7 protein-coding genes and 1 pseudogene are annotated in these 12594 nt (G+C 60.2%); 6 read left to right on the forward strand and 2 right to left on the reverse strand.

The window, feature by feature from the left end; genetic code table 11:
• The 4 genes and pseudogenes from ACR0JN_RS10630 to ACR0JN_RS10645 form a co-directional block, all read left to right on the forward strand.
• Positions 1–90 (forward strand): annotated as a pseudogene (locus tag ACR0JN_RS10630) (universal stress protein); the annotation flags it as partial.
• Between the two features lie 78 nt (positions 91–168).
• Entirely contained in the window at positions 169–1917 is a 1749-nt protein-coding gene (gene ggt, locus ACR0JN_RS10635) for a gamma-glutamyltransferase (protein WP_480885509.1), read from the forward strand.
• 87 nt (positions 1918–2004) lie between these two features.
• Complete coding sequence (locus tag ACR0JN_RS10640; protein WP_480885510.1) at positions 2005–3276, forward strand: type III PLP-dependent enzyme domain-containing protein; 1272 nt, start codon at positions 2005–2007, stop codon at positions 3274–3276.
• Between the two features lie 243 nt (positions 3277–3519).
• The gene (locus tag ACR0JN_RS10645; protein WP_480885511.1) at positions 3520–8340 is read left to right on the forward strand and encodes an NAD-glutamate dehydrogenase; all 4821 of its coding nucleotides are present in this window, start codon (positions 3520–3522) and stop codon (positions 8338–8340) included.
• A gap of 95 nt (positions 8341–8435) precedes the next feature.
• On the opposite strand, the gene ACR0JN_RS10650 is transcribed toward ACR0JN_RS10645, so the two are convergent.
• Together ACR0JN_RS10650 and ACR0JN_RS10655 are read right to left on the reverse strand one after the other, a co-directional pair.
• Positions 8436–9911, reverse strand: a complete 1476-nt coding sequence (locus tag ACR0JN_RS10650) for an NAD-dependent succinate-semialdehyde dehydrogenase (RefSeq protein WP_480885513.1) — start codon at positions 9909–9911, stop codon at positions 8436–8438.
• Positions 9912–9913: 2 nt separating this feature from the next.
• Positions 9914–11191 (reverse strand): 4-aminobutyrate--2-oxoglutarate transaminase, encoded by a 1278-nt coding sequence (locus tag ACR0JN_RS10655; RefSeq protein WP_480885515.1) that lies wholly within the window; start codon positions 11189–11191, stop codon positions 9914–9916.
• 149 nt (positions 11192–11340) lie between these two features.
• On the opposite strand from ACR0JN_RS10655, the gene ACR0JN_RS10660 reads away from it, so the two are divergent.
• Together ACR0JN_RS10660 and ACR0JN_RS10665 are read left to right on the forward strand one after the other, a co-directional pair.
• Positions 11341–11907, forward strand: coding sequence for a cupin domain-containing protein (locus ACR0JN_RS10660; RefSeq protein ID WP_170674640.1), 567 nt, complete (start codon positions 11341–11343; stop codon positions 11905–11907).
• Positions 11908–12045: 138 nt separating this feature from the next.
• Entirely contained in the window at positions 12046–12567 is a 522-nt protein-coding gene (locus tag ACR0JN_RS10665; RefSeq protein WP_480815949.1) for a VOC family protein, read from the forward strand.
• The last annotated feature ends 27 nt before the right edge of the window (positions 12568–12594 follow it).

Below are 12594 nucleotides of genomic sequence, written 5' to 3' on the forward strand. Positions count from 1 at the left end.
CATAAACCAGACCTCAAAGACTACCTACTAGGCCCAAACGCCGCCCGCGTGGTCAGACACTCCCAAGTGTCCGTCTATGTCGTCAGGTAGGGGCTCAGTAGAATTACGTTCATGTTACGAGTGACAAACAGTTTCCCAACATCTCGTCATCACCGGGAGGATTCAATGATGAGGACATTTCTAAGAACCAGCGCCGCTCTGGCCCTGGGCGTCATCGCCGGCGCGGCCAGCGCACAGGACCCCGCGCCGGAATACGGCTATGGGTGGGAGGACAAGGATTCGGTCACTGGCACCGAATTCATGGTCTCAGCCGCCAACCCGATTGCCGCCAAGGCAGGCTATGACGTTCTGGCCGCAGGCGGCACCGCAGCCGATGCGATGATCGCCGTGCAGCTGATGCTGAACCTGGTCGAGCCGCAATCGTCCGGCATCGGTGGCGGTGCGTTCATGCTGTATTGGGACGCGGAATCCCAGACGCTGACCACCTTCGACGCGCGCGAAAAGGCTCCCGCCAAAGCCACGCCCGAGCGGTTCCTGAACGCCGAAGGCGAGAAAATCCCGTTTGCCGAGGCGATCTCGGGCGGGCAGGCCGTTGGTGTACCCGGCATTCTGCGTCTGATGGAAGTGACCCATAACCTTTACGGCAAGAAAGACTGGGCCTCGCTGTTCCAGTCGACCATCGAACAGGCCGAGAACGGGTTCGCAGTGTCGCCGCGTATGGCAAACTCGATCCAGTCGACCATCGACCGCGAACGCTATCTGGACGTCTTCCCCGGTGCGAAGGAATACTTCTTTAACGACGATGGTAGCCCACTGGCCGAAGGCACCCTGCTGAAGAACCCTGACTTTGCCGAGACCCTGCGTATTCTGGCCGATCAGGGCGCAAACGCCTTCTATCACGGCCCGATTGCCGAAGATATCGTGGCAGCTGTGGATTCGACATCAAAGGTTGAAAACAACGTCACGCTGGAAGACATGGCCGCCTATCGCGTCAAGGTCCGTCCCGCCGTCTGCGCCGATTATCGCGGCTATGACGTCTGCGGCATGGGCCCGCCGACCTCGGGTGGTCTGACGGTGGGTCAGATTCTGGGTATCCTGAACAACTTTGACCTCAAGGGCACCGGCTGGAACGCTGAACTGGCGCACCTTTATGCCGAAGCGGCCAAGCTGGCCTATGCCGACCGCGCGCTTTACATGGCCGACAGCGATTTCGTTGATGTGCCGGTTAAGGGTCTGCTGGACAAGGACTACCTGAAACTGCGCTCGGAAATGATCGACCCGGCAGCCGCCAGTGAAAAGCGTAAAGCGGGAGAGCCGCCGCGCGATCACACCGCGCTGTTTGCGCCCTCGCAGAACCCCGATCGTCCCGGCACCAGCCATATCGTGATCCGCGACCAGTATGGCAACGCCCTGTCGATGACCACGACCATCGAGACCTTCTTTGGCAGCCGTGTCTTTGTTCGGGGCTTCCTGCTGAACAACGAGCTGACCGACTTTGACCGCGCGCCCAAGGATGGGGACCGTCTGGTGGCCAACCGGGTCGAGGGCGGCAAGCGTCCGCGCAGCTCGATGTCGCCGACCATCGTGATGAAGGATGGTGAGCCCTATCTGCTGATCGGTTCGCCCGGTGGCAGCCGCATCATCAACTATGTGGCCAAGACCATCATCGCGATCCTCGACTGGGAGATGGACCCGCAGGACGCTATCGAGACCGGCCATTTCGTGCACCGCAACGGATCGAGCATGGAGGTGGAACAGGAAACTGCTGCTGCCGATTTCCTCGATGCGCTTGCCGCGAAAGGGCATGAGGTCAAGGCCGCCGACCTGAACTCGGGCCTGCATGCGATCCTGATCAAGGATGGTCAGCTGATCGGTGCTGCCGATCCCCGCCGCGAAGGTGTGGCACTCGGGGAGTAACCCAGACAAACCAACCAACGGCGGCTCACCCGGGCCGCCGTTTTCATTTAAGCTAAAGTGAATTCACCAAGCCCCCGGAGCCGACCCATGAACCGAGAACACGAAATCCTGCAACGCGCCATCGAAGACCGGCTTCTGGACAGTGAAAGCACCGTGATAGGCTTTATGGATCTGGACGGTCTGGCCAAATCCATCGACGATCTGATCGCCGCCTTCCCCGACAATTTCCAGCACACCTTTGCGGTCAAGGCGAACTCGTTGCGCCATGTGCTGATGAAAATCTCGCATTGCGGCATCGGGGCCGAGGTCGCCAGCCCCGGAGAGCTGACCATGGCGCAATCGGCGGGCTTTGACGTCCGCAAGATCATCTTCGACTCGCCCGCCAAGACGATGGATGACCTGCGCCAGTGCCTGAAGCACTCCATCGCGTTTAATCTGGACAATGAACAGGAACTGGAACGGGTCGCCGCACTGATCGAGGACTATCCGAACTCCGAGGCCATCATCGGCTTTCGCATCAACCCGCAGATCGGCTCGGGCGCGATTTCATCGACCAGCACGGCGACGAATACGTCGAAATTCGGCTATCCCATCGGGGATGCGGGCAATCGTGAGAAGTTGATCGACTATTACCTGAAATACCCGTGGCTGACATCGATCCACACCCATGCCGGATCGCAGGGCTGCCCGCTGGAGCTGATGGCGCAGGGCATCGGTGAACTGGTTGCTGTCGCCGAAGAGATCAACGCCCGTAAAGGTGAGCAACAGATCACCCGATTGGATATCGGGGGCGGGTTGCCGGTCAACTTCGCCTCGCCCGAGGTCAAGCCGACCTTCAAGGAGTACTCGGACATCTTGCGAGATAAGGTGCCGTTGCTGTTCACCGGGAAGTACAGCGTGAAGACCGAGTTCGGCCGCGCGATCGCCGCCAAGAACGGCTTCATGGCGACGCGGGTGGAATACACCAAAAATGCCGGAGGGCGGCATATCGCGACCACCCATGCGGGCGCGCAGATCATGACGCGCACCGCCTTCCTGCCCGCCGCGTGGCCAATCCGGGTTGAAGGGTTCACGCCCGACGGTGCGCTAAAAACCGAGGACAAGGTGCAAACAGACGTGGCCGGGCCCTGTTGTTTCGCCGCTGATCTGGTGGCTAAGGATGTGCTGATCCCGCGACTCGACCCCAATGACTACGTGGCGATCTACGACACCGGCGCATACTACTTCAGTAACCATTTCGACTATAACAGCTTGCCCCGCATCGCGGTCTACGGCGTCAGCACGAAATCCGGAGAGCTTTCGATTGAACTGATCCGCAGGGCGGAAACGCTCAGCGAGGTGGTCTCGAACATGTCTTAGCGTGTCAAACTCTGTGTGCGCGCAAAGACTTTGGTAATCATGTCCGTGCACCTTTTGCGCGTGGAAACTCAGGTGGCTTGGCGCGTTAGAAAACTGGATTGCAGCTTTTTGGCATTGTTCGAAACCGGATTTCGCAGGTACCGTCAGTGTCAGGGCATGTGTCGGCCTGGGGCGTGCGAATCCGTTTTGGACTCGGCTGCCAACAGAAATTGAAGGGCGGCCAACCGCCGTTGGGAGAGTGCAATGACAAAACCTGAAAACTCCGCTTTCGATCTATTGCTGGACGAAGTCCGCGCCATCGCTTCCGCGCGGTTGGACAAAACGGATTGTGAGGACTTCCTGGCCGCGCTGGACCTGTTGTTTGGCCGTTCCTCGTTTGAAGACCTGCAAAGCCGGACGGCGGAAGAGGTGTATGGCGCATCTCTGGCGCTTTGGAAATTCGCGGCGCACAAGCCATCCGGCGCGGCGCGGGTGCGGATGTACAACCCGCGCATGGCGGAACACGGGTGGGAATGCGGTCATACGGTTCTGGAAATCGTCAATGACGACATGCCGTTCCTTGTCGACTCGGTCACGTCTTTTCTGGCCGGACAGGGATTGTCGATTCACTCTTTGATTCATCCGCTGCTACAGGTCAAACGCGGGCCCGACGGCACCCGGACCGGTGTACCCGGCGCATCCGACGCCGAATGCAGGGCCGAGTCGATGATCCAAGTTCAGATAGATCAGATCGGGGACACGGCACAGATAGAACGGCTTGAGGCGGAAATCGCCCAGATCATGAAGGATGTGCGCGTCTCGGTCGAGGATTGGCAGCCCATCATGGAACGTCTGGGCACCGTGACCGAAATGCTCAAGGGCAATGCCCCCAAGAAATCCAAGGCGGTCACTGCGGAGGTTGTCGAATTCCTGGATTGGCTGGCGCAAAACCATTTCACGTTCCTGGGATACCGCGAATATGCGGCCGACAGCAAAACCGGTGCTATGCGTCAGGTCGGCAAAACAGCGCTCGGCCTGATGAGCGATCCGGAGTTCACCGTTCTACGCGACCTGAAAGGTAACTTCACCGATCGTTCGCCCGAAATGGACGCGTTTGCCAGCGACATCTCTCCGCTGATGATCATCAAGGCGAACCGCCGCTCGACCGTTCACCGCGCGACGCATTTCGATCTGATCGGGGTCAAGCAGTTCGACGGGAAAGGAAAGCAAACCGGCGAGCATGTGTTCATCGGACATTTCACCGCCGCTGCCTATAACCGCAGCCCCAAGTCGATCCCATTGTTGCGGCAAAAGGTCGAGCGGATCATCGAACGCTCGGGCTTCACCCCGGACAGCCATGACGGCAAGGCGCTGACGCATGTGTTGGGAACCTATCCGCGCGATGAGCTGTTCCAGAGCTCGGACGACCAGATGTTCGAAAACGCTATTGACGCGCTGCATCTGACAATCCGGCCAAGATCGCGGTTGTTGCTGCGCCCGGATCGCTTTGGGCGGTTCGTTTCCTGCCTCGTTTACGTCCCACGTGAGCGCTACAATACCGAGCTGCGGAGCAAAATCGGCAACATTCTAGCCGAAGAGTTCGAAGGCCGCGTCGCCACATGGGAACCCGCCTTTGACGAGGTGCTGGCACGGGTGCATTTCGTCATTGCGCTCAGCGGCAAGGTCGCCTCGAAGGAAGAGGCCGCCGCTTTGGAGGCCCGGATAATTGACGCGGTGCGCAGTTGGGGCGATCACCTTCACGACGCGTTGGTCGAACGCAAGGGCGAATCCGAAGGCAACCGGCTTCACGCGCTCTATAGCGATGGCTTCGCCGTGTCCTACCGGGACGAGTTTCAGGCCGTTTCAGCCGTGTCCGATATTGACAAGATGGAACAGCTGACCGGTGAAATCGACCTGATGCTAAAGTTTTATCGCAGGCTGGAAGACCCCGAACACAGCGTGCGTTTCAAACTCTACAAGCGCGGGCCGTCGGTGCCCTTGTCTGATTGTCTTCCGATCCTGGAAAACCTCGGCTTTCGCATTCTGGCCGAACATCCATTCCGGATCGACCGCGGCGACGAAACCATCTGGATTCACGATTTCCACATGCAGTCCTCGGACGGGCAGAGCATCGACGTCACGGCAGTTCGTAGCAATCTTGAGGAAGCGTTTTCCACCCTCTGGGCGCAAGAGGCCGATGACGACCCGCTGAACCGGCTGGTGCTGGTTGCCGGTCTGTCGATCCGCGAAACCGCGCTGCTGCGGGCCTATGGCGGATACCTGCGTCAGGCGCGGATTCCGTATTCTGTGCCTTATATGCAGGACGCTCTGATCGCCAATCCCGGCATTGCGCGCAAGCTGGTCGACCTGTTTCAGGCCCTGTTCGATCCGGCTGCTTCCGGGGATGCGAAGAAAAGGGAAAAAGCGGCAAAAGAGATTGCGGCGGATATCGAAGCCATGCTGGAGAAAGTCGCAAGCCTCGACTTCGACCAGATCCTGCGCCGGTTCCGCAATGCCATTCAGGCGACGCTGCGCACCAACTACTTTCAGCCCAAGGCGGATGGGCGCGACAAGTCCTACATGTCGTTCAAGTTCGATTGCTCGAAGCTGGATGAACTGCCGTTGCCGCGCCCGTGGCGCGAGATCTTTGTCTACTCGACGTCCGTTGAGGGGGTGCATTTGCGCTACGGTTCGGTGGCGCGGGGCGGTTTGCGCTGGTCCGACCGGAAAGAAGATTACCGGACCGAGGTGCTGGGGCTGGTAAAGGCGCAGCAGGTCAAGAATGCGGTTATCGTGCCGGTCGGCTCAAAGGGTGGGTTCCTGCCCAAAACCCTGCCTGCCGGTGGCACCCGGGAAGAGGTGATGGCCGAGGCGGTGCGCTGCTATCGGATTTTCCTGTCCGGCATGTTGGACATCACCGACAATATCTCGGGCTCGGAAATCGTCCCGCCCAACGCGGTGGTGCGCCGCGATCCTGACGACCCATATCTGGTTGTTGCCGCCGACAAGGGAACTGCGACCTTCTCGGATTTTGCCAATGACTTGGCTACGGAATATGGGTTCTGGCTGGGCGATGCCTTCGCCTCGGGCGGCTCGAACGGCTATGACCACAAGGGAATGGGGATTACCGCCAAAGGCGGGTGGGAGGCTGTAAAGCGCCATTTCCGCGAACTGGACCACGACACCCAGACGCAACCCTTTACAGTCATCGGCTGCGGGGACATGTCGGGGGATGTGTTCGGAAACGGGATGCTGCTGTCCGATCAGATCAAACTGGTCGCCGCCTTCGATCACCGCGACATCTTCATCGATCCAAACCCTGATCCGGCCAAAAGCTTTGCCGAGCGGAAGCGGTTGTTCGAACTGCCGCGCTCCAGTTGGGAATCCTACGATCCCAAGCTGATCTCGAAAGGCGGTGGTGTGTTCTCGCGATCATCCAAATCGATCAAACTGACGCCCGAGATCAGAAAGCTGACCGGGTTGGACGACAAATCCGTCACTCCGTTCGAACTGATACGGGCCCTGCTGAAATCGCAGGCGGACCTGATGTGGTTCGGCGGCATCGGCACCTATATCAAAAGCGCTGCGGAATCCCACGCCGATACAGGCGACCGGGCCAACGACCAGGTCCGCGTCAACGCCAACGAGGTGCGGGTGCGGGTCGTCGGCGAAGGGGCCAATCTGGGTGTCAGCCAAATGGGCCGAATCCAACTGGCTCAGGGCGGCGTCAAGATCAACAACGATGCTGTCGATAACTCGGCCGGGGTCGATTGTTCGGACCACGAGGTCAATATCAAGATTGCCCTTGGTGCCGTTGTCGATGCAGGCGACATGACGGAAAAACAGCGCAACACGTTGCTGGCCAAGATGACCGATGAGGTCAGCGAACTGGTGCTTAAGACCAATTACCACCAGACCCTCGCAATCTCGCTGGATGAGGCTGCAGCTCCGGCCCTTCTCGACAACCATGTCCGGTTCATGGAGGGGCTGGAGGCCGAAGGCAAACTGGACCGTGCGGTCGAGTATCTGCCCGACGATGAAGAGATCGCCGAGCGCCGCGCCGCGGGGCGCGGCCTGACCCGGCCCGAGATCGCTGTGCTTGTGGCCTATGCCAAGAACGATATCTTCTCGGATCTGGTGAAGTCTGATGTTCTGGACGATCCGTATATGGAACGGTTCCTGATCGAGTACATGCCGACCCCGTTGCGCACCGCGCATCTTGAGGTTCTGCGCAACCACCGCCTGCGGCGCGAAATCATCGCGACGGTGGTCGTCAATATGCTGGTCAACGAAATCGGCCCGACCTTCTGCGCCCGCCTGCGCGAAGATACTGGCGCGACTGTGGGCGAAATCGTCAAGGCCTTCATCATCGACCGCGAGATTTTCGGCCTTGCCGAAACCGCGGCCGAGGTCAACGCGCTGGACAACAAGCTTGCGGCAGATGTTCAGATCGAAATTCACCGCGCTCTGTCAGAGATGCTCGCAGCCCAGTGCCAACGCCTGATCAAGAACAATGTCCGTTCGATTGGTGATGCGATCTCGGTCTACCAGCCGGGTATCGCTGAAATCGCGTCGGTGGCCGAAGCTACAGTCAGCGCGTTTTCTCTGGAACGGCTCAAGCAGCGGACGGACGAGTTGCTTAAAAAGGGCACGCCGGACGATCTGGCGTCAAAGGTTGCGACGCTTGAGTTGCTGGGCGGTGCGATGGACATCTTCGATGTCTCGGAGCGCTTGCAGCTTGAGGTGCGGGACGTGGCAGCCAGCTATTTTGCAACCGGAGCCCGGTTCAGCCTGGACTGGCTGCGGTCGCGTGCCAGAAGTGTTGCGGTTGGCGATCATTGGGAACGGGTCGCGCTGGCCCGTCTGATGTCGGATATCCGGGTGCATCAATCCAACATTGCGGCCGCGGCGTTGGTGCTGTCCGGGGCGAACTCTGGCAAGGACAGCGTCGCCCATTGGGTGGACCAGAACGGGGATCTGGCGCAACGGACGGACCGGCTGATTGCAGAACTGCGGTCAGGTGGCGCGTTGAGCGTGTCGAAGCTGGCGGTCGCGTCCTCGCATTTCGCGTTGCTGGCGACCTGAGTTCGGGCTTGCCCGAAGCTTCACAAAAAGGACCGGGCCTGTGCGAAGCCCGGTCCTTTTCGTGGCAATTGGGGCTAGGCCCCAACGCCGGGGGGTCAGGAAATCTCGCCCATGCAGAGATATTTGATCTCAAGGAAATCCTCGGTCCCGTATTTCGACCCTTCGCGGCCCAGACCGGATTGTTTGACACCGCCGAACGGCGCGACCTCGGTCGAAATCAGGCCCGTGTTGATACCCACCATGCCTGATTCCAGCCCTTCGGCCACGCGCCAGACGCGCGCCAGATCGCGGCTGTAGAAGTATGAGGCCAAGCCGAACTCACTGTCATTGGCCATGGCGACCACGTCATCTTCGTTCTCGAACTTGAACAGTGGCGCGACGGGGCCAAAGGTTTCGTCCTTTGCCACCACCATGTCGGAGGTCACGCCGGTCAGGACGGTGGGTTCAAAGAACGTGCCACCCAGATCGGATCGCTTACCGCCCAAAGTGACGGTTGCGCCTTTCGAGACCGCGTCCGAGATATGTTCCTCGACCTTGTCGACCGCCGCCTGATTGATCAGCGGACCGGTGGTGATCCCGTCCGCAAACCCGTCACCAATGTTCAGGCCCTTGGTCTTTTCGGCCAGCTTGGCGGCGAATTGGTCATAGACGCCCGCCTGCACATAGATGCGGTTGGCGCAAACGCAGGTCTGGCCGTTGTTGCGGAACTTGGCGATCATCGCGCCGTCGACTGCGGCATCCACATCGGCGTCGTCAAAGACGATGAAGGGCGCGTTGCCACCCAGCTCCAGTGACATCTTCTTGATCGTGCCCGCTGCCTGACGCATCAGGATCTGACCCACACGGGTCGAGCCGGTAAAGGTGATCTTGGCAACCTTGTCATTGGTGCAAAGCTCATTGCCCACGCCCGAACTGTCTGTGCCCGGAATGACGTTGAACACACCTGCCGGGATACCCGCGCGCTCGCCCAGCACGGCCATCGCCAGTGCCGACAGCGGTGTCAGTGTTGCGGGACGCGCCACAAAGGTACAGCCCACCGCCAGCGCCGGACCAACCTTGCGGGCGATCATCGCGTTGGGGAAGTTCCACGGGGTGATCGAACCCACCACGCCCACGGGCTGTTTCAGCACCACGATGCGCTTGTCGCGCTGATGGCCGGGGATAACGTCGCCGTAAACACGCTTGGCCTCTTCCGAGAACCACTCGATGAAGGACGCGCCATACAGAACCTCACCCCGGGCCTCGGGCCAGGGCTTGCCCATCTCTGCAGTCAGGATCGTGGCCAGATCGTCGGCGTTTTCCACCATCAGATCGAACCATTTGCGCAGGATCGCACCGCGCTCCTTGCCGGTTTGCGCCGCCCATTCTTTCTTGGCCGCGTAAGCCGCGTCGATGGTCTGTGCAGTACCTTCGATGCTGACATCGGTCACGTTGGCGATCAGGTCACCGGTGGCGGGGTTGTGGACGGGGAACGTCGCCTCACCCTCGACCCATTCGCCATTGATATAGGCGCGGGTTTCCAGAAGGCTGGGATCTTTCAGTTCCAGCTTGGTCACTTTGGTATCCAGCATGTTCAGGCTCCTTTGACAGCGTCGATCGAGGCTTCGAGGATATCCATCGCCTCGGCGAAGATCTCGTCCTGCACCGTCAGCGGCGCGAGGAAACGGATTACGTTCCCATATACGCCACAGGTCAGCAGGATCAATCCGCGCGTCAGTGCCTCGGCGCGCACGGCGTTCGCCATCTCGGGGTTCGGGGCGCTGCCGTCGGCGGTGTTGAACTCGGCCGCGATCATGAAGCCGGGGCCGCGGATGTCGACGATTTCAGGCGTGCGGGCGCGGATCGATTCCAGGCGCTGTTTCAGGCGCGAGCCCATCTCGTTGGCGCGGGCGCACAGGTCTTCTTCTTCGATCACATCCATCACCGCATGGGCGGCGGCGATGCCCAGCGGGTTGCCGCCATAGGTGCCGCCCAGACCGCCGGGTTGCGCCGCATCCATCAGATCGGCGCGCCCAGTGACAGCCGCCAAGGGCAGACCACCGGCCAGACCTTTGGCCATGGTGGTGATGTCGGCGGCCACGTCATAGGCGTCCATCGCAAACAGATTGCCGGTGCGGGCGAAACCAGTCTGCACTTCGTCAGCAATCAGCACGATGCCGTGTTCATCGCACAGCGCGCGCAGGCCCCGCATCAGTTCGGCTGGCGCGGGGTAGAAACCGCCTTCGCCCTGAACCGGCTCGATGATGATGGCGGCCACGCGGCCCGGGTCCAGATCGGCCTTGAACAGCTTGGTCAGCGCACCCAGCGAATCCTCGGTCGAGGTGCCGTGCAGTTCGACCGGGAAGGGGACGTGATAGGTGTCGGGCATCATCGCGCCAAAGCCCGCCTTATAGGGCTGCACCTTGCCGGTCAGGGACATGCCCATGAAGGTGCGGCCATGGAAACCGCCGCCAAAGGCAATCACGGCAGGGCGGCCAGTTGCGGCGCGCGCAATCTTGACGGCGTTCTCAACCGCTTCGGCACCGGTGGTCACAAAGACAGTCTTCTTGGCGAAATCGCCCGGCACCTTCTCGTTCAGACGCTCGGCCAGACGGATGTAGTTCTCATAAGGCAGAACCTGATGGCAGGTATGGGTGAAGTTCGCGGCCTGCGTCTGCACCGCCTCCATCACCTTGGGGTGGCAATGCCCGGTATTCACAACGGCGATGCCTGCGGCGAAATCGATATAGCGCTTGCCTTCGACGTCCCACACCTCGGAGTTTGCGGCGCGGTCCACATAGACCTGCGTCTGCATCCCCACGCCCTGCGCGATCGAGGTGTTGCGGCGTTCAGCAATCTGAGCATTCAGCATCTTGCGTCCTTTCGGGTTATCGGGCGCGTGCCCGCAAATCTGACCGCGCGACTGTAATGCCCACAGCCTCAGGCGAAAGCCTGTTTCTTGTGAATCATAAGCCCTTGATTTACGGTCCCGGCACCCCTCAAGTGATGCGGATAGTGAACATGAAGAACGCCAATCAGGATGATCTGACCCTTGGATTGCGTCTGCGGACGCTGCGCGAGCGTGCAGGCCTGTCGCAACGGGCGCTAGCGAAGAAATCGGACGTACCGAACTCGACCATATCGCTGATCGAGTCGGGCAAGATGAACCCTTCGGTCGGGGCGCTGCGGCGGATTTTGCAGGGCATTCCGATCAGCATGTCCGACTTCTTCTCGTTTGAGATCGAAAGCGAACAGACCGTGTTCTACGCCGCCGAGGATCTGACCGAGATCGGCAAGGGCGGGCTGTCGCTGCGGCAGGTGGGGTCGAACCTCTATGGCCGCGCGATGATGATCCTGCAAGAGACCTATGATCTGGGCGCGGACACAGGCCGCGTGATGTACGGGCACGAGGCCGAAGAGGGCGGCATCGTGATCTCGGGCCGGGTCGAGGTCACGGTGGGCGATCAGCGCAAGGTGTTGGGGCCGGGCGATGCCTATTACTTTGACAGCCGCACGCCGCACCGGTTCCGGCAGGTGGGCCCGGAAAAATGTCGGATCGTCAGCGCCTGTACGCCCCCGACATTCTGACCGTAGCCACAGAAATCTCAGCACTATGCATCATAGTGTTGCAATATGTACCGAGTTGATCCACAGTATGGTGCATAGTGCGGGACTTACCCCGCATGTCTCATCGGGCAACCCCCGCCCAATTCGGAGATTTGAGTTATGAAAAAGAAGCCTGCCACCCTGCCGCGTGGCTATCGCACCTGCACCGCATCGCTGGCTGTTGCGGACGTGCCCGCAGCGCTGGCCTTTTACGAAAAAGCCTTTGACGCCAAGATTCAGGCCTATGACGCGGAAGAAGCCCCCGGTTTTGCCGCCATCAAGATCGGCAATTCGATGCTGTTCGTCACCGCCGGCTGGGGCGCGCATGTTCCCACCGTTCCGGGCACTGTGATCCCGGTGGGTCATCATATGTATGTCGAAAATGCCGACACCGCGCTTGCGACCGCTCTGGACAACGGCGCGACCCTGATTGCAGACGCAAACGACACCTATTGGGGTGAACGTTGCGCCACCGTTGCCGACCCGTTCGGCCATATCTGGACGCTGGCGACCCGGATTGAGAACCTGAAATCCGAAGATATCAGCGAACGCCGCAAGGCGCTGTTCCGTGCGATTCACGATCAGGATGCCGAAGCGGTTGTCGAAACCATTGAGGCCACCGAACAGACCGAGGCCGCGTGATCCGGTCCAGGCTTGAAACACGGACGG

Source organism: Ruegeria sp. G12 (assembly GCF_056533565.1).